General features: G+C 39.4%; 19 protein-coding genes. 5 read left to right on the top strand and 14 right to left on the bottom strand.

All coding sequences use genetic code 11. The annotated features are described in order from the left end of the window. Nucleotides 1-6 precede the first annotated feature (6 nt). Nucleotides 7-225 carry a spore germination protein gene (locus BN2425_RS03840; protein ID WP_042455197.1) on the top strand — a complete coding sequence of 73 codons (219 nt, stop codon included), beginning with the start codon at nucleotides 7-9 and terminating at the stop codon, nucleotides 223-225. Nucleotides 226-300: 75 nt separating this feature from the next. On the opposite strand, the gene addA is transcribed toward BN2425_RS03840, so the two are convergent. From addA to BN2425_RS03815, 5 genes are all read right to left on the bottom strand, one after another. Next, nucleotides 301-4,086 carry a helicase-exonuclease AddAB subunit AddA gene (gene addA / locus BN2425_RS03835; protein WP_042455195.1) on the bottom strand — a complete coding sequence of 1,262 codons (3,786 nt, stop codon included), beginning with the start codon at nucleotides 4,084-4,086 and terminating at the stop codon, nucleotides 301-303. Continuing rightward, nucleotides 4,079-7,576, bottom strand: a complete 3,498-nt coding sequence (gene addB / locus BN2425_RS03830) for a helicase-exonuclease AddAB subunit AddB (protein ID WP_042455193.1) — start codon at nucleotides 7,574-7,576, stop codon at nucleotides 4,079-4,081. The genes addA and addB overlap by 8 nt, the downstream gene beginning before the upstream one ends. Before the next feature lie 166 nt (nucleotides 7,577-7,742). Next, nucleotides 7,743-8,297 carry a signal peptidase I gene (lepB, locus tag BN2425_RS03825; RefSeq protein WP_042455191.1) on the bottom strand — a complete coding sequence of 185 codons (555 nt, stop codon included), beginning with the start codon at nucleotides 8,295-8,297 and terminating at the stop codon, nucleotides 7,743-7,745. Next, complete coding sequence (locus tag BN2425_RS03820; RefSeq protein ID WP_042455189.1) at nucleotides 8,287-8,952, bottom strand: TVP38/TMEM64 family protein; 666 nt, start codon at nucleotides 8,950-8,952, stop codon at nucleotides 8,287-8,289. The genes lepB and BN2425_RS03820 overlap by 11 nt, the downstream gene beginning before the upstream one ends. A gap of 39 nt (nucleotides 8,953-8,991) precedes the next feature. Next, complete coding sequence (locus BN2425_RS03815) at nucleotides 8,992-9,933, bottom strand: LCP family protein (RefSeq protein ID WP_042455186.1); 942 nt, start codon at nucleotides 9,931-9,933, stop codon at nucleotides 8,992-8,994. Nucleotides 9,934-10,191: 258 nt separating this feature from the next. Between BN2425_RS03815 and BN2425_RS03810 the strand changes: the two genes are divergently transcribed. Continuing rightward, nucleotides 10,192-10,557, top strand: coding sequence for a hypothetical protein (locus BN2425_RS03810; RefSeq protein WP_042455184.1), 366 nt, complete (start codon nucleotides 10,192-10,194; stop codon nucleotides 10,555-10,557). Between the two features lie 16 nt (nucleotides 10,558-10,573). Here BN2425_RS03810 and BN2425_RS03805 read toward each other — a convergent pair whose 3' ends face one another. Next, on the bottom strand, nucleotides 10,574-11,134 hold the full coding sequence (locus BN2425_RS03805; protein WP_235714565.1) for a competence protein ComK: 561 nt from the start codon (nucleotides 11,132-11,134) through the stop codon (nucleotides 10,574-10,576). 191 nt (nucleotides 11,135-11,325) lie between these two features. Here BN2425_RS03805 and BN2425_RS03800 point away from each other — a divergent pair, with 191 nt between their 5' ends. Beyond that, a complete protein-coding gene (locus tag BN2425_RS03800; protein WP_042455182.1) occupies nucleotides 11,326-11,562 on the top strand; it encodes an IDEAL domain-containing protein in 237 nt (78 codons plus the stop codon). Nucleotides 11,563-11,736: 174 nt separating this feature from the next. Here the strand turns inward: BN2425_RS03800 and BN2425_RS03795 are convergent, their stop codons facing one another. The 8 genes from BN2425_RS03795 to hemE form a co-directional block, all read right to left on the bottom strand. Next, nucleotides 11,737-13,008: a M48 family metallopeptidase gene (locus BN2425_RS03795; protein WP_042455180.1), complete on the bottom strand. Its 1,272-nt coding sequence runs from the start codon at nucleotides 13,006-13,008 to the stop codon at nucleotides 11,737-11,739. A gap of 156 nt (nucleotides 13,009-13,164) precedes the next feature. After that, nucleotides 13,165-14,727, bottom strand: a complete 1,563-nt coding sequence (locus BN2425_RS03790; RefSeq protein ID WP_042455178.1) for a fatty acid--CoA ligase family protein — start codon at nucleotides 14,725-14,727, stop codon at nucleotides 13,165-13,167. 188 nt (nucleotides 14,728-14,915) lie between these two features. Beyond that, nucleotides 14,916-15,905, bottom strand: a complete 990-nt coding sequence (locus BN2425_RS03785; RefSeq protein ID WP_042455176.1) for a lipoate--protein ligase — start codon at nucleotides 15,903-15,905, stop codon at nucleotides 14,916-14,918. A 14-nt stretch (nucleotides 15,906-15,919) separates the two neighbouring features. Then, nucleotides 15,920-16,654 carry an MBL fold metallo-hydrolase gene (locus BN2425_RS03780; RefSeq protein ID WP_042455174.1) on the bottom strand — a complete coding sequence of 245 codons (735 nt, stop codon included), beginning with the start codon at nucleotides 16,652-16,654 and terminating at the stop codon, nucleotides 15,920-15,922. Nucleotides 16,655-16,753: 99 nt separating this feature from the next. After that, the gene (locus BN2425_RS03775; protein WP_042455172.1) at nucleotides 16,754-18,907 is read right to left on the bottom strand and encodes a YhgE/Pip domain-containing protein; all 2,154 of its coding nucleotides are present in this window, start codon (nucleotides 18,905-18,907) and stop codon (nucleotides 16,754-16,756) included. Between the two features lie 193 nt (nucleotides 18,908-19,100). After that, nucleotides 19,101-20,522, bottom strand: a complete 1,422-nt coding sequence (gene hemY / locus BN2425_RS03770) for a protoporphyrinogen oxidase (RefSeq protein ID WP_042455170.1) — start codon at nucleotides 20,520-20,522, stop codon at nucleotides 19,101-19,103. A gap of 37 nt (nucleotides 20,523-20,559) precedes the next feature. After that, nucleotides 20,560-21,492 (bottom strand): ferrochelatase, encoded by a 933-nt coding sequence (hemH, locus tag BN2425_RS03765; protein ID WP_042455168.1) that lies wholly within the window; start codon nucleotides 21,490-21,492, stop codon nucleotides 20,560-20,562. A gap of 119 nt (nucleotides 21,493-21,611) precedes the next feature. Continuing rightward, complete coding sequence (gene hemE, locus BN2425_RS03760) at nucleotides 21,612-22,661, bottom strand: uroporphyrinogen decarboxylase (protein WP_042455166.1); 1,050 nt, start codon at nucleotides 22,659-22,661, stop codon at nucleotides 21,612-21,614. A 223-nt stretch (nucleotides 22,662-22,884) separates the two neighbouring features. On the opposite strand from hemE, the gene BN2425_RS03755 reads away from it, so the two are divergent. Together BN2425_RS03755 and BN2425_RS03750 are read left to right on the top strand one after the other, a co-directional pair. Next, nucleotides 22,885-23,382: a hypothetical protein gene (locus BN2425_RS03755; RefSeq protein ID WP_042455164.1), complete on the top strand. Its 498-nt coding sequence runs from the start codon at nucleotides 22,885-22,887 to the stop codon at nucleotides 23,380-23,382. A 261-nt stretch (nucleotides 23,383-23,643) separates the two neighbouring features. Further along, a complete protein-coding gene (locus BN2425_RS03750) occupies nucleotides 23,644-25,038 on the top strand; it encodes a hypothetical protein (RefSeq protein WP_042455161.1) in 1,395 nt (464 codons plus the stop codon). The last annotated feature ends 59 nt before the right edge of the window (nucleotides 25,039-25,097 follow it).

The following is a 25,097-nucleotide window of genomic DNA, read 5'->3' as shown; positions in this document are numbered from 1 at the left end:
TTGATAATGCCAGCTATTATCGGACCAGTACAAATTGTTAATGTCTCGGGAGGAGTCGTTCAATTTGGCGACACATTATATATCTCACCAAAGTCTGGCTCCAAAACCTTTGGAGGATCCGGGGGATTCAATACTGGCGGGTTTATTATTACTAATAATGGGTTAAGCGGAACCAACACTTTAGATACCAAACTACTTGACCAGCCTATTGCTGGTAATAATTAAGGGACAGCTTTATGATATAGATACCACGTAAAAGAAAATGACATAGGCCTAGATGGGCTTATGTCATTTTTTATTTTATTCATCCTCTATCTTCAAAACATGGGCACCATCAAAGAAAAATAAATACTTGTCTGTTAATGGACGTTTCCATATCTGTTCTATTGCTCTTGCATATAGGTTAACTTGAAGCTTATAGCGATCTTCTAGAATTGTTTTTGCCTGTTCAAACCCGCCTTTATAGCGGTCGGTAATACCGTCAGACTTATAATCAATAAGGATGAGGCCTGTCTCATCCTCTAAAATGCAATCAATAATTCCCTGGATAAAAATACGTTCTGTTAAGTCGTTCCATTCAGGATATACCTCATGAGCAGGCAAAGACAGCGTAAATGGTACTTCCCTATGGACAGCTTTTGCACGGAAAAATCTTTGCCCAAGGTCTGTTTCAAAGAATTGTACAATTAATGAAAGATCAATCATTTCAGCCTGTTCCTGCGTTAACAGTTCATTAACAACCATCCAATTCACTTGTGTTCTAATTGACTCCTCTGTTACGGGCTTTGACAAATCTACATGCTGCATCACCATATGCAAAGCTGTACCCCGCTCAGTAGGACTCAATGATTTTTCCTGCATGAATTTTGGTCGTTTTAAAATTGGTTTGTGGAATTGCCGAATGATATCTGTTCCACTCTGATCATCCATCACTTCACGCTGTCGTTTCAATTCAGAGACTGATTGCTTTGAACGATGGCTGGCTGCACCTAAGAATGGATAGTGCCAAGATAACCTGGATGTGACTTCCTCCCCATAAATGGATGTAACAGGAACCTTTTGGCCTTGCTGGACAAGCTCCAAATAATCTTGCCCTTCCTCCTTACTAAGAATTCCCTGCTTGTTAATGTCTTCAGCATTAATTAGCTTAATTTCCCAGGAAGAAGGATGCATAGAGATCTCCTGCGTTATTTGTCTTTCGTTCTCTAAAGCGATTAATTCCTTGCAGTCCCGATGGCGAATGAGGGCAGGACCAATCCAATCAATATAACTTGTTGCAGAGGCTCTTTTGTAATCAGGCAGTAACCAATCGGGATAGTCAACAGTGTCCAGCCATTCATCCACTTTTTTAGCAGCATCCTTTAATGAGGCCGTCAAATAAAGCTTTTCCTTTGCTCTTGTCATTGCTACATATAACACGCGCATTTCTTCTGCTAGCATTTCCATTTTCTTTTTTCGTTTAAATGCTATTTGCGGCAAAGATGGATAAGTAATCCGCTTTTCTACATTTACATATTTTGCGGCAAATCCAAAATCTTTATCAAGCATGTACGGTTTCCTGATATCCGTCATATTGAAGTTACGGGCCATTCCCGCCATAAAAACAACTGGAAATTCAAGGCCTTTACTGCTGTGAATAGTCATAATCCTTACAACATCTTCTTGCTCGCCGAGTGCTTTTGCAGCACCCAGGTCATCCCCTCTGTCGATCATCCGCTCGATAAAACGCAAAAACCGAAACAACCCGCGGAAAGAAGTTTGTTCATACTGACGGGCCCGGTCATATAATGCTCTTAAGTTAGCCTGTCGCTGTTTTCCTCCAGGCAGTCCCCCAACAAAGTCATAATATTGGGTATCACGAAATAACTGCCAAATCAGTTCAGAAAGTGCACCTTGGCGGGCTATCGACCGCCATTTTTTCAGTTGGTCATGGAATTTTCGAACACGTTCATAAAATACTTCCTTATCCTGTAGAGTTTTATCCATGCAAAAGGCGGTTACCGCCTCCCAAAACGAACCTCGCTTCTGGTAAATTCTTATTTGGGCCATTTCCTCTTCGTTTAGTCCAACTATCGGCGAACGCAGCACCGAAGCTAATGGAATGTCTTGAAACGGATTATCAATAACCCGTAGCAGCGAAACCATAACAGCTACTTCTGTTGCTTCAAAATATCCTGTCGATAATTCAGCGTAAATGGGAACACCTTGCTGTTTAAATTCCTCCATAATAGCTGGTGCCCATGTCATCGACCTTAGCAGAATAACGAAATCACGGTACATAATAGGACGAGTAGATTTCGTTTTTGTATTATAAACTGGAAAACCGGCTTCAATCATTTCTTTGATTTTAGTCGCGATGATTCTCGCCTCTAGCTGGGATTGCTCTAGGTCTGCTTGATCAAATTCAGCTTGAACCTTCTCTATATCCGATTCCATATCTTGATCAACTTCATCGGTCTCCCCCGTAGTTTGGTCGACCAAAATGACCTCAACAGGAAAAGACTGATTTTCTGGATACGGGGCACCATTTCTTAATTCGGCCGCTTCATCATATTCAATTTCTCCGACCTTTACACCCATTATTTGTTTAAATAAATAATTGGTTGCATCCAGTACCTCTTTGCGGCTTCGAAAATTACGGGCTAAGTCAATTCTTAACCCTGTTAGGCGTCCATCAGGAGTGAACCGATTATATTTATCTAGAAAAAGATTAGGCTCTGCGAGACGAAAACGATATATGGACTGTTTAACGTCGCCAACCATAAATAAATTTCCAGTCTCCTCCTCTTCTTTGGCTACAAGCTTTAAAATTGTTTCTTGCACCATATTGGTATCTTGGTACTCGTCTACAAAAACTTCTTTAAAGTGCCGGCGATAGGATAATGCTGCTTCTGATGGAGAAATGATACCGCTTTGATTCACTTCACCCTTTAAAATTTGCAGACAAAAATGCTCTAAATCAGCATAATCCACAATACCTTTTTCTCTTTTCACTAATTGGAAGCGAACAGAAAACTTTTTAACAAGCTCTGCCAACGTTTGAACTAATGGGTACATTTCCTCCATATCGTGTAGAAAATTCTCAGGCTTACGAGAAAACAGTTCATCTTTGAGATCTTGAATCTTCTTCTTAGCTTTATCACGTAGCTTTTGAGCTTTTTCTGTCAGCTCTCTATCAAATTGATCTCCTTTAACCGATTTAGCTCTGGAGAAAGACCAAGTTTGCATGGCCTGATACAGACTTTCCCAAGAATCTTGTTTGGCCGTTATGAGTGTTTGAAGTACATTAAGATCATCTGCATAATTCTCTGCTCGTGGTGCTGGTCCATTAGGAAGTTTTGTCAGTTTTAAAGCTTGTTTGAGCATTTCCTGTGCTGATTGCAATTGAAGGTCAATGTCTAGACGTAAAGCCTGAATAAAGGGAAGCTTATCCAGCCGAGTAACGTCGGAAACGTCGTACATGGAAACAATGGTTTGCAAATATTGCTCAGGCAAAGGGTTTGAACGAGCAAAATCGTAAACATTTTGAATAATTTCCTGTAGTGCAGCGTCACTCCGGTCGTTAGTAAAAGCATCAACTAATTGAAAAAAGGCCTCATTATCCGGTTTCCCGTATTCCTCTTCAAATAATTCATCCATTATTTCATCTCTAATCAGTTGTATTTCCGTTTGGTCAGCAATTCGAAAGTTGGGATCTATATCAATTAAGTAATAATATTTCCGAATCACTTCCATACAAAAGGAATGAAGCGTTGAGATTGATGCTTTATTTAACAAACTGAGTTGTTTTCTCAAATGCCGGGAAGCTGGATTTTGATCAATGGCTTTTTCCAATGCTTCGCCAATTCGATGGCGCATCTCCGCTGCCGATGCATTGGTGAAGGTTACAATTAACAATTCATCTACATTGATCGGTTCATGCTCAGAAAGGACCTTTTGAATGATTCTTTCCACCAATACAGCTGTCTTACCAGACCCCGCTGCAGCAGCAACTAAAATATCTTTATTGTTTGCCATGATTGCCTTCCATTGGTCATCTGTCCAAGTAGCCTCTTTCGGTTTTTCAGGTACTACCCAATTACTCACTCTCAGTCCCCTCCTTTCTAATTAGGCTCAAAACATCATCTTTTGAATAGGGAGATAGTATTCGGAATCGGTTGGCTTCAAGTGATTCGTCATACTGACAAACTGATTTAAAACTGCAAAATGTACAAGGAATCTTATCCTTTAACTTATAAGGAGCAATATCAATTTGCCCTCCCATTATTTTCTCTCCTGCTTGTTGGTAAAGGTTTCGTACGTAGGTCTTTAACTGATTAAATTCATCTAAGCTAGCAACCTTTGAGTTTTTCGTCAATTGTCCGTCCTTTTTAATTCCTGCTGCAATTATCTGGGAATTCCCTGATTCTAGTGTTTGATCCATCAGCCGAACCACATTCGGATCCCCGAGAACCAAACCATTCATTTTGAACTTTTTCACCATTTCGGTTTCGATTTCTTCAATAGTCAAAGATTTAGATGTCTGAATAAACGGATTATGGACATGAAAGTACAAAACCCCTGCAGGGCTGGCTTTTAATTCAACTAGTTTGTCAGAATGAGTGATGACAATATCAAGATAGGTCAGCATTTGCAGTGCCAAGCCGTAATAAACTTCTGTTAAATTAACATCTTTTTCACTTGATTTATAATCTACCACTCTTAAAAAAACACCATCGTCCTCTTGTTTGGCCATGTCTACTCTGTCAATTCTTCCAGCCAGTTCCATGCGCTTGCCGTTTTTCAAAGAAAATGACAATGGCGGCAAGTCTCCATTTGGGCCAAACCATAATTCCAACCCAATAGGGGAAAAACCGCTCGACCTTGCATGCTCGCTTAAAACAAGTGAAGCTCGGGTAATAATCTGCTCCAATTTACGCTTAATGTAGTGATGCCGCTCTGAGCTGAGCAAAATTTCATTTTGGAGCTTTGGAGCTAAAGTATTAACCGCCGCTTTTGATAACTCCTCACATTGTTGTCTGGACAACATGGCCCACGATAATTTTTGCTCATTCACTGTTTCCGATATTTGCTTCAAAGCTGCATGAAACAATTCTCCTATGTCTGGGGCTTCTAAACGAAATACCTGGCGTTCCCTAAGCTTTAGTCCGTGCTGAGCAAAATGAGAAAAGGCACAGGCATGGAACAGTTCCATTCTCGAAACACTAGCTTGTATGGTGTCCCCATATAATGCCTCTGCAGTCGATTTTGATAGTTGCACCGTTTGATTGGTATAAAACAAGCTAGAAAATACCTTTTGGGCCGAATTTGCTTCACCGCTATTCATGTAATAGTTATACACATCCCACCACAAATCAGGGATTGGATAGTTCCGTTTCTTCCATTGCAGTTGCGAAGTAAGATACGCTAAAGTCCCTGTGTAGTTAGTAACAAAGTTTAGCTGTTCTGCTTCGGTTAATTCTGCCGGATCCAATACAAGCAACTTTTCAGAAACACCGGGGAACATATCTTTTATTCTTTTAATATAAGAAGAAGGCATTAATGCTTTTCCCTCATCATTTGCCAGTGGATAACTTATATATAGCTTTTCTCCTGGTGCAGTAAAGGCTTGATATGCCAAGAAGTTTTCATCAAGCAGTCTTATTCTGCTGCCAGGTGCAATCTGTATTCCTGCCGCTTGCAATATTTCCCTATCGTCGTCTGCAAGAATGCCTTCATCTGCCATTTTAGCAGGCAATACCCCCTCATTAACGCCTACCACAAACACGGCTTTAATGGATGCAAGACGTGACTTTTCTAAATCTCCAATCAAAACCTGATCAAGTGCTGGAGGTATCAGCGAAAAATGCAATGACTCAAGGCCTGCGTCTATAATGGAAGCAAATGATGCTAATGAAGCAGGTTCCTCCCCTAAAATTTCCACATATTGGTCTAACAAATCGATAACCGCATTCCATACCTGTTCATGTTCTCTTGCTTTAACCAAGCTTCCCTCTGCCTCAGCTGCTAACTTCCACTTTTCCAACTTAGCAGGGATATCTAATTCTTCTAAAAACAAATAAACTGCTTCGCAAAGTTTTCTTCCATTGTCAGCCTTTTTTAACCGTCTCGATAACCTTAGCAAAGGAGCGGTGACCATTAGTTTCAACTCGTTCAATTCTAGCTCCATCTTCTTTTCTGACTCCGTTTGGACATTGACTTCTAATTCCAAACCTCTTATTCTGCGATAAACCCAGCGGTCTTTGCTTGTCCACTTACTCCCGTTAATGCCATAAGCCAAACAATAGTTTTCTAGCCTGTCCATTTTTTCCCGCATGATATCCGGATTCTCATGAAGAGGATAAATTAATTCCGTTTTAATCACACGAAACACCGTCTCATACCGCCAGTAAGATTGTATGACTTCAAGACTCGAGCGAATGAGCTCAATTAACGGATGATTGAGCATCGTCCTCTTCTGGTCAATAAAATAGGGAATTTGATAATCTACAAACACCGGTTCAAGAATTTCATGATAGTCTGCTCCATTCCGCACTAACAACGCGATATCGCGATACCGATAACCGTTTGTTCTTACGAGCTCGCGAATTTCACGGGCTATTCCTTCGATTTCCGCACGCCGATTGACCGCCTGGCAAATTTCAATATTTGGATCACCACGGAATGGCACAACCGGTCGTGAATCAAAATACTCCTCTAAGTGGCATAATGAAGCATCCATCCATTTTTTTCGTTCACTCAAAATAACAGGCTGTTCCAATTCAACGCCTGTTGTTTCTGCAATTTGATAAATCGTATAACAAGTCTCTTTTGGTGCACGGAACAAATCGAGTTCATCAGGGGCGATTTGTGGTGTTAAGGATTCCGATGTCAGGGCAATGGAAACACGTTTACACTGTTTCATTAACTCTTGAATCACCTGATATTCCTGCTGAGAAAAACGATGGAACCCATCAATATAAACTTCCGCTTCCCCTAAAAACTTAGATGCTGATATTTTTTCTGATAACAATTGAAAATAATCTTCCGAATCGAGGTATTTCCCAAACATTTCATCCTCAAATCGTTGATAAATTATTTCTAAATCAGCTAATTTATCGTGTAATGCCTTGGTGTCAAATGAATTTTCAGACTCCAAGAGTCCCAAACCTTCCATAAGGTCATCCGGGCTGACACAGTACCGCTTTAATTCGATAATCATTTGTTCTACCTGCTGGATAAAGCCTGTTTTATCAGCAGCCCGCTGAAAAAGCTTTAATTGGTCTTTTTGTTCATTGATAATTTTTCGGATTAACATATTCATTCCTACGCTACTTAAATGAGTCCTGCTAATTCCGCCTGTCTCCTGAAGAATTCTCCAAGCAAGACGGGAAAAACTAAAGACCTCCGCCCTAATCATTCCGCCAATCTCGGGATCGGTGGCCAGTTTATATTCAGACATAAATGTCATCTGTTCAGGAACAATATAAATTATCGGGGTACCTTCCGGATTTTCGATTAGCCTACTGCGAATTTCATCGAGGAACAACGCAGACTTACCGCTTCCCGACCTACCCACTACAATTCTTAATGACATATCGGACACCGCACTCCCTTAACAAAAAACTCTGTAACAACCATTTTATCACAAAATAGGCACAAACGTTTGGAAAGCCAAATGATGTTTAAAGCCATAATTGGAAAATCTTCGTTTTATAGATAAAAAAAAACACGACCTGTATATCGTGCATCAATACCTTCTATTAAAAATGGATATCCATCTCATTTAATGGCCAGTAGCGGAGGTCTACCTTACCTACCACCTGATTAACCGAAATAAAGCCGAAATGACGGCTGTCCCAGCTGCCTAAACGATTATCACCTAATACAAATAATTTACCTTCCGGAACAATATCTTCACCAGTTATTTCTTGCAAATTAAAATCTCCTGTTATATTCACACCCGGTGTTTTTTTCTTATATACATTCAAAAAAGGTTCCGCAATTTTATGACCATTAACATATAGCTGATCGTCACGGTATTCTAATTTATCCCCTGGAAGTCCAATAATTCTTTTCACAAAATCTTCTTTTTCATTAGCATGAAACACAATAACATCGAAGCGGCTTAAATCACCAGCTTGATAGCCAAGTTTATTCACAACTAGTTTGTTACCATCCTCCAGGGTAGGCATCATGGACTCACCCTCGACTATATAATTGGAAAAGAAAAACGTCCGAATAAAGATAAAAATAATAATACCAATAACAAAAGCCTTCAACCATTCGATCCCTTCCTGTTTCCATTCATTGTTCATTGAATCCTCTCCGTTTTCTTGACTTATTGATAGCATCTCTTTCTCCATTATCGGCAGTTTCCAAGCTCTTATTCAATCTTACTTCAATTCTTTTCCCAACATACCAAAGAATAAAAATAATCCCCAAAACGATAGCCGTACGATAAGGTTGAGTTATTAATGAGTGAAGGTCGTAACCAATAAAACTCATTGTAAAAATCATCACCATTTTTCCAATTATGACAGCCAGCATGTATTGAGCTGCACTCAGTTTTGAAAGACCTGCTACAATATTAACAATGGCAGATGGGGTGAAAGGAAAACAGAGTAATAAAAACAGAGGCCCAAAACCATGACAATCCACCCAGTCCATTAGTTTACGGACTTTAGGATGTCTTGAAAAAAACATCAATAACCGCTTTTGTCCAAATCTCCTAATTAGGGAAAACACTAGAAACGCGCCAACACATGCCCCAAGCCATGAATACAAAAATCCCAGCCAAAGTCCGAATGCATTTGCATTGGCCATTACAAACACTACAAGAGGAAGAAACGGCAGGAACGCTTCTAGGATGGTTAGCCCAATTCCCGGAAGCGGACCAAGTGCTCGATATTCTTGTATGAGTTTCATAATATTGTCTAGTGTAAACCAGGTTCTAATAACTTCTATGTCCATCCGTTTTCTCCTTCTATCTTTAACCAGATTTACAATGAATTACTTTGTAATAAACTCGTGAAGGGCATCTTTATTTTTTTGTAAATTGATATCTAAAACCGCACCATCCTTCGCCACTCTCTTTTCAGTGAAGCTGTTGTCAATAGGAATTCTTAATGTATCTACATTTCCCCGCTCGTCATTGAAGAAGTCTTTCGCCATAAATAACATATCAGAAGTATCCATATTAGTATTAATGTATGGGGTAACCACACCAACTAACTTAGGAAGTTTGGCAACCGTCTGAATGCTGGCTAGCTGGTCTCCAATGGCTTTGACTGCTTTTTGCTGCCGTTCCACTCTCCCAAAATCTCCTACCGCATCATGTCGAAACCGTACATAGCTTAGCATCTCTTCTCCATTCAATCTTTGCAGACCCGGCTGAAGGGGTACATCAACATATGCTGTCATTTTCTTTTCAACATCTATTTCCACACCATTTGGAAAAGCTTCATCAATCAACTGGACAAATCCTTGAAAATCAACAATCGCATAGTATTGTAAATCAATATCAAAATTTTGTTTAATTGTCTGTCGCATTAATTCAGGTCCTCCCCGCGCAAAAGCGGAGTTTATTTTATGCTTACCATACCCGGGAATTTGTACATAGGAATCTCTCATGATGGAGGTCAGTTTAAAAGTCCCTTTGTCTTCATTATAGTGTGCAATCATAATTGTATCTGCTCGTGATGCCTCATCCCCCCGAGCATCACTTCCAAGCAAAAGAATATTGGTATCTCCATATTGATCCTTTTGTCCTTCAAAATTATAGTTAACTTTTGTGTCTGTATCGTCCTTATTCAGTTTTTTTAATGATTGGTTTACTCCTTGGTTGTATTGGTAATATGAATATCCAATACCTGCACCAATTAGCAATAAAAATAAAATCAAAATAGATGCCCATATTCGCTTTTTCTTATTTCGATGTTTATCCGCTCTCATTTAAATCACCTAATAAGTTTGTATTTTTTTGCCTTTATTTCTGTTTCCTGTCTATCTTAAATTCATTTTCCCCTAACTGATATCCTTCTATTAATAAAAACTTTCTCATGAAAATGATGAATTTTGCAATAAAAAAGCTCGCTATTAAGCGAGCTTTTTTCGCATACTTCAATAGAAGAAGCATTATTGCATTTGTGAAAAGTTTTTAGTAAAATAGATAGGAACATAAGTTCGGTTTTATGAAGGGTGTGGATGACGATGACCAGAATTCCTGAGCATGATCGCGACATTATGGAAAAGGCCATTTATTTGCCAATGGTTTTAACCATCCTAAACCGTGATCTCAACGTGATAGAAAATAGTCCTTTCAAACTGAAGAAACCTTATATGGATTTAATTGAAGCGGTAATGAAGGAAATCCAAAGTGAATTATTTCAAGTCAAGCAGTATATGAAAAACAATCAGCTGCGAGTAATTGAAACAAAGCGTGACGAAGCTTTTACCATGTATATGTTTTTTTACAAAGGCTATGAAGAAAATCACAATTATTTTAATCCCAGAATCCGCAATAAGGTACTAGAATTAATGCAGAGATATCTATTAAAGGGACGCCAGTTGCCATGAAAACAAATGATCTACATTAGTCGTTTAATTTTTCCGGGCCATATTTAGTACTACTTTCTGAGGCGTTTAATGTTTTGGGCTTATGGAGCAAATAGTTCAGTTTCTTATTGGTTTCCATTCTTTGCAGCAGCTTTGTTTTAAGGAATGAAGTTCTAAGCATTTGGCCTTCAACAGTGCTAAAGGAAACAGGGAATAGATGCGAAGATTTATTTCGGAAAGTAATTAAAGTTTGATGCGGTCCAATGCGACGGTAGTTTTCAACATATTCATGGGATATCCAAATACATTCAGGGCGGTTAGGCGATGTGGTAGGGAAAAAGAATATATGATTAGATGGCTCAATGACAATCGGAATTTTGCGACTATAACCAATAAGCTGTTTTGTTCCCTTCTTTCTGCTTTCATAATCAACGCCAAAATAGTCACAGCTTTTTTTAACAATTTCCAAAGGTTTAAATGGGGAAACGTATTCGTCTTCAACTTCAGCGATTTGAGAAAATACTTTACTTCCGTATTCTATAGGGGCCAAAAACATGGTACAGGAATTTATCTCATAATCTTGAATTTGATGCTTCAAACAAATCAACTCCTTTTTAAGATTTCGAAACTATCATAGCATTTCCCCAATTTTATTCCCCAGCTTTTTTGAATTGTTGCTAATTTATTCACAAAAGTTTGTCAAAAAAAATACAATTTGAAAAATTTAAATATTATTGATATTATCCAAAAAAACCCATATAATAAAAAAAAGCATTTGGGGTGATTTTCATGAAGGAAAAATCATATACCGAATTAATGAAAATTGCAGAAATGAAACGGAATCGATTAAAAGAAAACTTTATCCAAGACCTTTATATTGATATGCTTTTAACTGAAATTCAATTGACAGTAGAAAAGGAAAAGCTTTTACAAAGGATTGATTTAGCAATCGATCTCAGAGACAAAAAGTCATTTCTCCAATTGTCCAGTCAGTTAAGAGAAGTGAATAAAAAATTTGGGACCTAAATGATTAAAATTTGCCGTCGAGACGGTTTTTCTTTTTTTGAAATAGGTTGTGTTTAAAAATTAGCTGCTGATTTCCGCTCCAATCACCCGTTTACAAGTATTTAAAAGTGATTATAAACACGTTGATATAACAAATAGAAAAGCTGGGGAATGCTCCCAGCTTTTCTATTTGTTTTAGTCAGCGCGATGTTCTATTTCATATTGTTCGAGCATTGAAATCCTCTCTAACATGGTTGGATGTGTGTAACGGAATATCTTTACTAACAAAGGAGGGTGAACTTGAGTTAACCCAGATTTGGATAACTCTTGGAAAGAGGTAATGGCAGCTTCTGGATCTTTCGTCATCTCGATAGCATATCGATCGGCCCGTGTTTCTTGGTAACGGGAAGCTAAATTAGTAAATGGACTTGCCGCAAACAATAGCATTGAGATAATCATAAAAAATAACGGCAGCGATTGAATATCTCCCACCTTTACGACTTTCAGCTCTCTCCCAAAACGACTTTGAGCCCAATTCATCATCCTATATGTCATATACAATCCTAGCAGCGAAAGCAGCAAATATCCCCCAATCCCCCAATATATATGTTTTTCTACATAGTGGCACATTTCATGGGCCATGATAAACAATATTTGATCATCGGTTAGCCGATTTAAGGTAGTATCCCAGAGAACAATTCTGGCATTAGACCCAATCCCGGTTACATAGGCATTTAATGCGTTTGTTTTTTCCGCCATGTCCACTTCAAAAACATGCTCTGCCGGAATCTTTGCCTTATCGGCAAGAGATAAAATCTTTGCTTCTAATTCTTTATTCTTTAATGGGGAAAAATCATTGTAAAGTGGATCGATAACAACCGGTTGGAGAAACATCATGAACAGCGAAAAAGGAACCGATAATAGCCACCCATATAACCACCAGCGTTTTTTGCTTTTTTTCATCAGCCAATACAGCACGGGCACAATCACTAACCATGTGCCATAATTAATCCAAAAGTCAATCAGCTCATCCTTCATCCATGAAGGGAATGTTTGGGTAGATATGTGATATGTTTTGGACAGAGAATAGCTGATGTAGCTTATGGGAAGGGTAGCCAAAAAAGCAAATAACGATAACCAAAACAGATAAATCGGTGTATGCAGCAGCTTGTATTTGGCTGAATCTTCCGCCCATCGTTTGAACCTGCCAGACAGGCCAAATAGTAAAATGAGAAAATAAACAAGCCATTCAAAGGGCGTTGCCAAGAAAAATAGTAAGTTGCGAATTTCTGAATACTCTTCACTAAGCACAAGCTCCCTGCCGTTTAGAAAAGTAGCCGGGTCCGCTTTGGTTCCTTGAAATTCAAATGGCAGTTTTGGATCTGCGAAATGAAAGAGATACCAGTACACTAATAAACCATATAGTACAAAGGCCAATACTGCATAGAGCCCCAGTTTCCTTACCATATTGTGTCCCCCTTTTTGTACAGCCTCCTATACTTAGTTTAGTAAAAAAATTTTGATTTAGAACTAGACATGTCCTATTAAACAAAATTAGGATTTTCAGCACAAAAGGCAGAACCACCTGTCTGCCTTTTGCACGAACTTTATGTAATTCATAATTTAACGCTTAACTGCCTGGGCAACTTGGGACTTAAGCGCCCTTCGCAGGATTTTGCCTGTAGTATTTTTAGGCAGTTCTTCTAAAAAATCAATAGAACTCGGGATTTTATACTTTGCAAGATGTTCTTTGCAATAGTTTAATAGCTGTTCACTCGTCAATTCTTGGTCGTTACTAACCACATAAGCTTGAACAGCCTCTCCCTGATTCGGGTCAGGCACACCGAGTACCGCTGCCTCTACTACATTCGGGTGGTTGTACAAAACTTCTTCTACTTCACGAGGATAAACATTATAGCCGCCGACGATAATTAAATCCTTTTTGCGGTCAACAATATAGAAATATCCTTCTTCATCCATTCTTGCCATATCACCGGTATATAACCAGCCGCTGCGAATGGCTGCTGCGGTTTCCTCTGGCATTTTATAATAACCTTTCATAACATTAGGTCCTTGAACAATTAGTTCACCGACTTCGCCGACCGGAACCTCTTCCCCTAGTTCATTCACCACTTTGTTTTCAACGTTAGGAATTGAAACTCCGATTGAACCAGGCTTGCGCGGGCGATCTAGAGGATTAAAGCAAGTTACCGGAGATGCTTCAGATAAACCATAGCCCTCTGAGACTAATACATTAAATTTTTGTTCAAAGTTCTTTAGCAGTGCAACAGGCATGGATGCCCCGCCAGATATACATAGACGCAGGGTACTTAAGTCGGCAGGATTTCCTTCCGGATATTGATAAAGGAAATTATACATGGTTGGGACTCCGGCAAAAACGGTGGCCTCTAATTCTTTTGCCATCCGGAAAGTCTCTTTTGGACTAAATTTAGGCATGATGATTAATGAAGCCCCTCGTAATAATGGTGCATTTAAAGCTACAGTTAAGCAGAATACATGGAACATCGGCAAGGTTGTAATGACCCGGTCATCGTGATTCATTTTTAAATAGGTTCCAACGTCCCTAGCATTACTGTAGAGATTCTTATGGGACAACATAGCTCCTTTAGGTTTTCCTGTTGTTCCCGATGTGTAAAGAATCAGAGCAGTATCGTCATCCCCTAGTTCAGGTTCAAGGAAGTTTAAATCACCACTGGCTGCAACATCTGTAAACGATTTCATTTTTGGGTAAGCAGAGAGATTTTCGATGCCAGACAACGCTATTCCACTTTGGTCCGTTTCACAAATGATATAATGCTCTACCTTTGGTAAAAGCATATGTACCTTTTCAACTAATGGGATCATTAAATCCAGTCCGACAACTGCTTTCACATCTCCATTGTTTAAGATATATCCTATTTCATCTTGGGTATAAATTGGATTGATGGGTATAACGGTTGCCCCCAACCTTAAAGCCCCATATAAACTGATGACAAAATGAGGGGAATTTCCCAGCAAAAGTGCGATGTGGTCCCCTTTTTTTACTCCCAGCTTTGCAAGACCTGAAGCAAATTTTGTGATAGCTCCATCCAATTCCGCATACGTAGAAGACTGCCCCATAAAATAATAAGCAATTTGACTGGCTGATGCTTTTGAAGTTTCATGAAGTTGAAGTGGTAAATTCATTCGTCTCTCCCCTTTGTAGTGAATGAATACTCATTCATAATTTTATTACAATTTTCTAAATATATTATATTGAATGAATATTGCCTATTCAAGTATAATACCCAAAAATTTCTGAAAAAGGATATTAATTTATTTTTCCGTCCAAAAAAAGAAATGGCACCATATTCAAGTGCCATTTCTTTTATGAATTAGTATAGTAAGTTAATGAAATCTTGTTTTGATATATTTCCAAAATAATGGGTAGTATTGATATCATTTAATGCCTTTTCAATTTCCCCTTTTTCATAACGAATCCCTTTCAGAATAGCTTCAATATCACTTACATCACCCACACCAAAAAAGTCTCCATAAATTTTACAATTTTCGATAATCCCTTTATTCACTTCCAAGCGGACATCAATAGTGCCTGCCGGGAAGCGATGGGATTGTCGCAGGTTAAATTTTGGTGACTTCCCATAATTCCATTCCCAGTTTTGATAGCGATCCTCTGAAATTTGATGGATTTTCTTCCAATCCTCTTCTGTCAAAACATATTCAGGTATTTCATCTTGCCCCTCAAATATAGACTTAAGCAAAATCGTACGGAATTCTTTGATTTCCAGTTTTTCAGGAAGAAATTCAGAGATATTAGCTACCCGACTGCGAACAGATTTAATCCCTTTTGATTCAATTTTCTCTTTCTTTACTCTTAAGGCCGATGCCACGTTATCCATTTTAGAATTCAGCATTAATGTTCCATGACTAAACATCCTGCCTCTAGTAGAAAATTGGGCATTCCCGGAAATTTTGCGTCCTTCTACTTCAATATCATTTCTCCCGCTTAACTCAGCGTTTACACCTAAATTTTTTAGTGCACGAATAACAGGTTCCGTAAACTTTCGATAATTGTGAAAGCTTTCGCCATCATCTTTTGTAATAAAACTGAAGTTAAGATTTCCTAGGTCATGGTAAACAGCACCACCACCAGATAATCTTCTCACCACATGAACTCCATTGTTTTCTACATATTCTGTATTAATTTCTTCAATGGTATTTTGGTTTTTCCCTATAATAATTGAGGGCTCATTTATGTAAAACAATAAATAGGTTTCATTAATATCCAAATGCTTTAGGGCGTATTCTTCAATAGCAAGATTGATGCGGGGGTCTGTGATACCTTTATTATCTATAAATAACATGTTTTGGATCCTTCCTATATAGTGATTACTTGAAATTCTTCAGCAAGTTTTATTATACCAGTATATTCTTTTGATGCCTCGTCTAAAAGCTCAGTTAAATTCCCGTAATGCGGCAAATGAGTCAAAATTAATTGTTTCACATCGGCCTCTCTCGCAAATCGTCCCGCATCGGTACTGTTCATGTGTCCTGCAGATTTTCCATTTTGGTTTGCATAAAAGTTGCATTCACAGACAAGAACTTCTGCACCTTGGCTAAAGGAAATAAATTCTTCTTTAAATGAACTATCTGCTGTATAGACAATAGCTTTCCCCCCTGCTTCAAATCTCATTGCGTAGCAAGGAACCGGATGGTCTGTTTTTAAAAACGTCACTTTGAAAGGACCCACTCGGAGCTCTTGATTAGGTTCATAAGCAATTCCTTTCATAATATTTTTATAAGAAAGCTTGGAAAACTCCTGTTGGTCGGATTGATGTCCATATACTGGCAAGGTGTCCATGTCTTTTCCCAAATATCCTTGAATCAATCTGGCATGCTGCAATACCCCGATATCGGCAATATGGTCCGGATGATAGTGGGAGATGATCACAGCATCCAGTTGTTCAGGCTGAACGATATTCTGCAGTTTGGCCAGTACTCCGCTTCCACAATCAATTAATAAGCGAAATCCCTCATGCTCGAGCAAATAACCGGCACTAGCGGCATTCACTTTAGGATACCCTCCCCATGGTCCAATAATGGTTAATTTCATACCCATTCCTCCAAATCTTAATGTCCTATCTATAATATACGCTATTATACAGAAAACAGTAAAAACCAGCCTATAAATTAGACTGGTTTCATTGTTATTTTAATTTTCAATGGGCTTGTTATAGCTTGATTTGAATTTTATTGTTAAAAAGCTTATTGTACAAATGGCAAAAATAACGATGTATCCAACCAATATGGATGTGTTATGCCACATATAGCTGAAATCACCACTTGAAACAACTGCTTTGAAACCTCTTACTGTATATGTCATTGGCAGTAGGGCATTGAAATGCTGCAAGAAGTTAGGAATCGTTTCAAGCGGGAAGGTTCCGGCGCTTGTAGTTAATTGGAAAATCAATATTAAGATGGCGATGAACCGTCCTACATCTTTTAGAGCTGTCACAAGCAATTGAATTAATGTCACAAACGTTAAACTTGTGAAAATGGTAAACAAGATAAATCTAGGTACACTTTGAACCTGAAGATCCAAGGCGGTTAATATGATGGCATCTGCCAACAATGCTTGAATAATCCCCATAACGGCAAGAATTGAAAACTTGCTTACGAACCAGTTCAATCCGTTCGCTGGCTTTATTACAGGTTCTGCAATTGGGAAAACAATGGATAAAATCAATGCACCGACAAACAAGCCTAGTGACAGGAAGTATGGCGTAAATCCTGTTCCGTAGTTTGGCACATGATTCACACTTTCTGTATCAAGTTTGACCGGTTTAGACATCATATCATAGGTTTTATCATTCGCATTGACTTTGGAGGCTTCATTGGCGCCATCAGCTAATTTATCAGCTAATTCCTTGGCTCCGTCAGAAATTTTTGTTGTTCCGTCCGCCAATTGATTAGAGCCTTCTGCTAACTGATTAGAACCATTAGTTAATTGATCTGCACCACTCGCCAGCTTATCCATACCTGATGTTAAATCATTTGCACCATTAGTTAAGCTTTGAGAGCCCAGATATAATTGGTGAACACCCTGCTGCAGCTCTTTTTGGCCATCGTTTACTGCACTAATTCCTGCTATCAATTTATCAAAATATGGATTCGTTTGACTTGCCAACTTCTGCTCAAGTCCACTTGTTGAACTACCTAATTTTTGATTAACAGCGGTCTGGAATTGGCCAAACGCACCATTCAATTGGGGGGCTAATTCAGTTGATATTTGCTGCTCTACTACTTCTTTAGCAGGTATTTTTGCCTTGGCCCCTGCAATAACTCCGTCTACAATTTGTTCATTTACACCATAATTTTTTAAAGCTGCGGCCAGTTGATCCATTGTGCTCGTCTGCTGTAGAATCATGCTATCCGCCATTTCGGATATTAATGTATCAGATAATTGCGTTTTAAAATCATTAATTCCAGTATTTAGTTCGGTAACACTTCCTGCCATTTGATTGTTAATCCCTTTTGCTATTTCAGCGGGCAGGGTTGTTTTCATCTGTTCGGTTCCAGCATATACCTGGTTAGTCCCATTAATTAGCTTTGGCATACTGGAATCAGCTTTTTCTAAACCAGTTTTTAGCTCATCCGAACCGGAAGACAGCTGCTGTGTGCCAGAAGAAGCTTGCTTAACCCCTTGATTAAATTCGATTGATTTCTCAGCAAGGGTGGCCAGGCCATCGTTTAAGTCCTTGGAGCCATCCGCTAATTCTACCGCTCCAGAACTTAACTCTCCTGCACCATCACTTGCTTGGCCGATCCCCTCGGCAAGGTCAGTTACTTTATCAAACATGGTTTCAGCATAGGTTTTAGTCACTTGTTCTGCAACAGCTGTTTTTATTTTTTCAGCCGCTGTTCCGCCAATTTGTCCTGAAAGGAAGTTAAAGCTTTCGTTAGGTACATAAAGAAGTTCTAGCTTTTTCGGATTATTGTCCAACAAAGTGGTAGCATTTTCTGAAAAATCTTTTGGTATTTCTATTAACATGTAATATTTTTGATTGTTAAGCTGTTTGTATCCCTCTTTCTTGGATACCGTTTGGAACTTAAATTGATCACTCTTGGTTAACTTTTTAACGAGGTCGTTTCCCAGTTCCAATTGCTGCCCATCCATTGCCGCCCCTTTATCTTCATTGACAATGGCAACCGGCAGCTGATCGAGTTTAGCATACGGATCCCAAAAGGCCCATAAAAACATTCCAGCATACAAGACAGGAATAAATAACACAGCGAGGATGGGAATTAGGATTTTCTTGTTGCTGAAAATCGTTGAAAGTTCTTCCTTTAATAAAACGTTTTTCACCTCGGATGCCTCCTTTATAAATTATTGACTAATTTGTTCATACAGTCATTTTTTCGCAAAAAAAAAACAAAGGACTACCAACAGGTTCATCCTCAAATGACCAAATGAACATTTCAGTCAATTCCAACACTAAATGAGTATACTCCCTTTCTAACATGATTACAAGTAAAATCAAATCACGAAAAAGAAGCTGCTACGATTGAACAGCTTCTTTCAAAAAATCCAAAACTTGTTTAACCGCCGCTTCCCCCTGATTAATACAATCGGGGACTCCAACGCCGCCATAGGAAGAGCCTGCTAAATAGACACCGGGTAACTCCTTTTTCATCTGTTCCAAAATTTTAGCCAATCGCTGCTTATGTCCCACCGTATATTGAGGCATGGCATTTTTCCAGCGTGAAACAATGAAAAAATCCGGATTCATGGTAATATCCATCGTTTTTTTCAGGTCATCAAGAACAATTTTTACAATTTGATCATCCGACAGGTCGACAATGGTCTCGTCCCCGGCTTTCCCGACATAACAACGGAGCAGGACTTTTCCTTTCGGAGCGGAGTGAATCCATTTCTTGTGTGTCCATGTACAAGCGGTAATAGAGTAGTCATTATGTCGGGATACGACAAACCCTGTACCATCTATGTCCTTCTTAATTGCTTTCTCTGGAAAAGCCAGTGCCACAGTAGCAACGGATGTGGATGGGACAGATTTAAAAGGGTCGAAAAACGAATAATCCGAGAACATCGCCTGAGTTACTTTATGCGGGGTTGCTGCGATAATACTATCTGCTGCCAAGACTTCCCCGTTATTTAAGTAAATCTCATATTGGCGATTCACTCTGCTTATTTTTTCAACACGATGTCCTTTTAAGATTGATTGATGTGCCAGTTTTACCTCAATTGCTTCCGCAAAAGATTGAAGCCCCGTCTTAAATGTCAAGAACCCACCAGTTTTATTTTCCTTTATTACTTTTGGCTTAGGTGGTGCTGATTTCTTCATCCCCATAATTAAGCTTCTATATTTTTGCTCTACCTCATAAAACTGTGGAAAGGTGGACTGAAGGCTTAACTGGTCTATATCACCTGCATATATACCTGATAACAATGGTTCAATTAAATTGTCAACCAGCTCGTCTCCTAATCTTCTTCTAAAAAATCCCCCTAGCGATTGGTCTTTCCCACTTTCCGAACGGGGCAAAATTAAATCGGCTGCTGCTCTTAATTTACCGGGAATAGAAATAAGGCCGGTAGTGATAAACGGCCCTATTTCCGTAGGAATTCCCATCATAGCCCCGCCAGGGATGGGATATAGCTCCTCATTGACTAAAACAAATGACTTACCCGTGGAATTTGGGACTAGCTTATCCTCCATCCCAACTTCTTTTGCCAGTTTTATGATACTGGTTTTTCTTGCTAAAAAGGAATCAGGGCCTCGCTCTATGATAAAACCGTCTCGATTAACAGTTTGCATTTTACCCCCGAGTCGGTGTGATGCCTCTATAAGTTGAACTTCAATGGGAAGGCGATCGGCACTTATTGATTTCTGCAAGTAGTACGCGGCTGTTAGTCCGGAAATTCCTCCGCCAATAATAACAACCTTTTGCTTTTGTTCTGCCACGGTACTAACCTTCTTCCAATAATATTGCGCTCCTCTTTTATTCCGCTGCCTTTTTGAGAACCACCGTCGATAAGGCTTCAATAAATGAATCCTTTGCGTTAGGCATTTCTGGGCGATAGTAGCTGACCCCTAATTCTACAGTAACTGTCTTACACTCTACATCATTATCATAAAGAACCTCTAAATGGTCACAAACGAAACCGACAGGAGCATATACAAATGCTTTATAATGATGCTCTTGATATAAGTCTCTAGTTAAGTCCTGAACATCAGGTCCCAGCCATGGATCGGGTGTATTCCCAGCACTCTGCCAGCCGATGCAATAATTTTTCACACCTGCTTGTTGCGCGATCAAATCGGCTGTTTCTTTCAGTTGCTCTGGATACGGGTCACCTAACTGGAGGATCTTTTCAGGAAGGCTATGAGCCGATACAATCAGAACAGAATTTTCCTTTTCCTCTGTAGGCATTCCTTCAAAAATTTGTTTTATTTGATCAGACCAGTATTGGATAAACTTTGGTTCCCTATACCAACTGTCAATAGATTTGATGGAAAGTCCGCCTAATTTTTCAGCTTCCTCTGAAGCTCTGCTATTATATGACTTAATGCTAAAGGTCGAATAGTGTGGAGCAAGCACGATACTTACTGCCTCTTGTAGTCCATCGTTAATCATCTGCCCAACAGCATCTTCAATAAATGGCTCAATATGTTTTAATCCTAGGTAAGTTTTAAATTCTATTTCCGATTGAATTGTATTGAGATGCTTCTCTAGTTTTTCAGCCTGTTCTAGCGTGATCTTTGCAAGAGGGGATATTCCCCCAATGGCTTCATATCGATTCCGCAAGTCGTCAATCATTTCGGGTGTTGGCTTGCGGCCATGCCGAATATGTGTGTAATATCGTTCAATATCATCAGCTGTATAGGGAGTGCCATATGCCATAACAAGCAGCCCCATTTTCTTTTTTGTCATCTATTGCACCTCATCTTTTACTCTTTCTGCAGAACTATCAGCAGGTAAACCCAATAAATAGTTTCACTTTATTGTGCCAAAAAATGTGCCTGTCCGCCAACTTAAAGCCTTAAAAAGAATTAGAATTGGCTCAGTTTAGAAGCTGAATATTCGTGGATAAACGATGTTAACCTTCTTAACGTCTCGGGGTTAACCGACGGGAAAACACCATGACCTAGGTTAAAGATATAGCCGCTCTGTTCCATTCCTTGGTCCAAAATCGCTTTTGCCTTCTGCTCAATGACCTCCCAAGGTGCCATTAAAATGGCTGGGTCAAGATTTCCTTGAACTGTTTTTTGAATTCCCATCTCCCTAGCCTGACGGATTGGGAGGCGCCAGTCTAACCCCACGACATCAAGTGGTAGGTCATTCCATTCCAGCGCCAGATGACTAGCTCCAACGCCGAACATAATCAGCGGTACCTTTTCTTCTCTCAAAGAAGAAAAAATTCGATTCATGACAGGCTTAATGAAATAGCGATAATCTTCAACATTTAACGCACCGACCCAGGAATCAAAAATTTGGATTGCTTTAGCACCTGCGCCAATTTGTGCTTTTACATATGTAATAATCATATCCCCTAACTTTTCCATTAAAGCAAACCAAGCTTTTGGCTCCGTGTGCATAAACGCTTTTGTTTTATTATAGTTTTTCGATGGGCCGCCTTCGATCATATAACTAGCAAGTGTAAAAGGTGCACCGGAAAAGCCAATTAAAGGTACGGATAATTGTTCTTCCGTTAACAGTTTAATGGTTTCCAGCACATAAGGAATATGTTCTTCTGGATTGAGTCCCTGCAGCTTCTCCACATCTGCCAATGAACGGATTGGCTTTTCAATAACTGGTCCTATTCCCCCTTTGATTTCCACATGCATCCCCATACCTGGAAGCGGAGTCATGATATCTTTGTATAAAATGGCAGCATCAACATTATAGTTTTCAACTGGCAGCCGAGTAACATAAGCACATAGCTCGGGCTGGTGAGTTATTTCAAATAGGGAATATTTTTCTTTTATTTCCCGATATTCCGGCTGTGACCGCCCAGCTTGCCGCATGTACCAAACAGGTATGTACTCTGTTTTCTCCCCTCTTGCTGCTTTTAAAAATGTTTCATTTATCGGTTTGTTCATTCCATTGGCCCCTTTCATAGACACATCTGATTTTCATTTTAATATATAAAGTTTAATTTTTAAAACTTCATTTTTATATAGACTGTCTACACTATATCCATTTAAAACATTTGTGTATAGTAAATGCTATTAACTGTCAAAAAATAGTCGATTTTCTGATTGCTTAAGCTAAACAAAACATGTACTCTGGAGTACACTATTAATAATTCTAGGAGGGAGATTATTGAACATTTATATTACCACCGGAACAATAGAATTTCTGAAACGAGTAAAGGAAAAAAATCCAGAGGAGAAGATGGTGTTGATGGCAAAAGCCGACGGTGCATTGCTATTCCATGAAACGGCTGGCGAAACTGTCTTTAAACAACCGAGACGTTATGAAGCCATTGAATCACGTGGGGAATTGGTCGATAATGGATATGTTGTCATGTACCATATACCTATTACAGACGAAGGACGCCCCTTATTTGAGTATCAACTGAAGGTTGAAAACTGGCTGTTCGGAAATGAACCAGGTTTATATACACTAAGGGCACTCCGCCCATTATCTTCAAGAGCCTACATGATAATAACAATTTGGGAAAAAGAAACACTCTACGAAAAATGGCAAAAGTCCAATACGCCATTGGTTGAGAAAATCAAAAATGGTCTGGGGTACAGCCAGCAGCCCAGCGTATTTGAGAGTTCCCCTTATATACAGAAGTACACAATACAAGAATAAAGGGTTTTTACACAACCTGTTGAGGAATGGTCCAGTGTCCATTCCTTTTTTATTCTAGGCTGAATTAAAGTAAGTCGTAGATTTTTATTCCGACTAACTAGTATACAAATACAGATTTGGTCTCTAACATAGCTTAATTTAAAGTTGTTTCCGCTTTTAATTTTCCCTTCACCACTTGAGGGATACATTAATATTCTGTATTACATCCATCAGGGCGGATACCTAATTAACTCCCTATGGAAATAGAAAGGAGGTCAAATGATGCTGGTTGAGTTAACTGCTCTTCATTGGATATATGTTGTGTTTATTGCTCTGATTATTGCTTTCATGGTCATGAGAAGAGATACGACCATTGTTTGTATCGTTGGCATTTTCCTAATCGCTATTACTGCCACCGGCAGTTTAAGCCATGCTGTTACCAGTATTTTTACAAGTTTTAGTTATGCGATAACAGAATTGCTATCTACCATTCTGGTCATCTCCATTATTGTCGGTATGAGCCATACTTTAACTGTGACGGGGATTAATGATGTCATGATTTCCCCTTTTCGTAAACTGATTCGAAATCCAGGACTCGCTTATTGGACGATTGGTATACTTATGATGGTGATATCCTGGTTTTTCTGGCCTTCACCAGCTGTTGCCTTGCTAGGGGCAGTGCTTCTCCCGGCAGCAATTAGGGCAGGACTTCCAGCTCTTGGTGCTGCAATGGCAATGAACTTGTTTGGCCATGGGATAGCATTATCCGGTGATTTCGTAATTCAGGCTGCACCAAAGCTTACGGCGGACGCAGCAGGAATACCCATTAATGCTGTTATTCACGCAAGCATACCTTTAGTATTTATCATGGGGATTGTTACAACAACAGTTGCCTATTACTTTCTGCGAAGAGATATGAAACGAGGACTTCTGCCTGCCGATACCACTTCCCAAGCTGTTTCACAAGAATCTGAAGCCGCGCCTCCACTTTTATCCCTATCCCAGCAACGATTTTTCGCAATTCTGGTTCCAATACTGTATGTAGCCGACGTCGCAACAATGGTCGTGTTAGATTTAACTGGTGGTGATGCCACTGCTTTAATAGGTGGTACCTCTATCCTGATTTTACTTCTAATATCATTAGCCGGATACAAGGGTAAAGGATTGGAAAAAACCACCCACTTTTTAATTGAAGGCTTTCAGTTTGGTTTTAAGGTATTTGGACCAGTCATCCCCATTGCCGCCTTCTTTTATTTAGGCGATGCAGGATTCACAAAAATTGTTGGAGATTTCTTACCAAAAGCATCCCAAGGCATCGTAAATGACTTAGGCCTCGCTCTTGCCAACATTGTTCCCTTAAGCAAAACCGTCGGAGCTGTAACCTTGACTGCAGTAGGGGCTATAACAGGATTAGATGGTTCCGGGTTCTCAGGAATTTCCCTAGCCGGTTCGGTTGCCAGTCTGTTTGCAGTGGCAATTGGTAAAGGAGCAGCAGCTTTGACAGCATTGGGACAAATCGCAGCGATCTGGGTTGGCGGTGGAACACTCGTCCCATGGGCTTTAATCCCCGCAGCAGCGATATGTAATGTGGACCCCTTTGAACTGGCCCGAAGAAACCTGCTTCCAGTAGTCATTGGCCTCATCGTTACAACTATAGCAGCCATCTTTTTAATCTAGGACTCTGCTAATAAAAACAAAAAAGAGGCTGTTTAGCCTCTCAGATTGTCGAGAAAGGT

The organism is Neobacillus dielmonensis (assembly GCF_000612665.1).
GTDB lineage: Bacteria > Bacillota > Bacilli > Bacillales > Cytobacillaceae > Neobacillus > Neobacillus dielmonensis.
This window is presented reverse-complemented; position numbering and strand designations above follow the sequence as displayed.

Coding starts and splice junctions, on each gene's coding strand:
- BN2425_RS03800 (WP_042455182.1), top strand. CDS start 11,326: ATGAAGGAAAAATCATATACCGAATTAATGAAAATTGCAGAAATGAAA.
- BN2425_RS03795 (WP_042455180.1), bottom strand. CDS start 13,008: ATGGTAAGGAAACTGGGGCTCTATGCAGTATTGGCCTTTGTACTATAT.
- BN2425_RS03840 (WP_042455197.1), top strand. CDS start 7: ATGCCAGCTATTATCGGACCAGTACAAATTGTTAATGTCTCGGGAGGA.
- addB (WP_042455193.1), bottom strand. CDS start 7,576: ATGTCATTAAGAATTGTAGTGGGTAGGTCGGGAAGCGGTAAGTCTGCG.
- BN2425_RS03785 (WP_042455176.1), bottom strand. CDS start 15,905: ATGTTATTTATAGATAATAAAGGTATCACAGACCCCCGCATCAATCTT.
- hemH (WP_042455168.1), bottom strand. CDS start 21,492: ATGACAAAAAAGAAAATGGGGCTGCTTGTTATGGCATATGGCACTCCC.
- BN2425_RS03780 (WP_042455174.1), bottom strand. CDS start 16,654: ATGAAATTAACCATTATTGGACCATGGGGAGGGTATCCTAAAGTGAAT.
- BN2425_RS03810 (WP_042455184.1), top strand. CDS start 10,192: ATGACCAGAATTCCTGAGCATGATCGCGACATTATGGAAAAGGCCATT.
- BN2425_RS03790 (WP_042455178.1), bottom strand. CDS start 14,727: ATGAATTTACCACTTCAACTTCATGAAACTTCAAAAGCATCAGCCAGT.
- hemE (WP_042455166.1), bottom strand. CDS start 22,661: ATGAACAAACCGATAAATGAAACATTTTTAAAAGCAGCAAGAGGGGAG.
- lepB (WP_042455191.1), bottom strand. CDS start 8,297: ATGAACAATGAATGGAAACAGGAAGGGATCGAATGGTTGAAGGCTTTT.
- BN2425_RS03750 (WP_042455161.1), top strand. CDS start 23,644: ATGCTGGTTGAGTTAACTGCTCTTCATTGGATATATGTTGTGTTTATT.
- BN2425_RS03815 (WP_042455186.1), bottom strand. CDS start 9,933: ATGAGAGCGGATAAACATCGAAATAAGAAAAAGCGAATATGGGCATCT.
- BN2425_RS03820 (WP_042455189.1), bottom strand. CDS start 8,952: ATGGACATAGAAGTTATTAGAACCTGGTTTACACTAGACAATATTATG.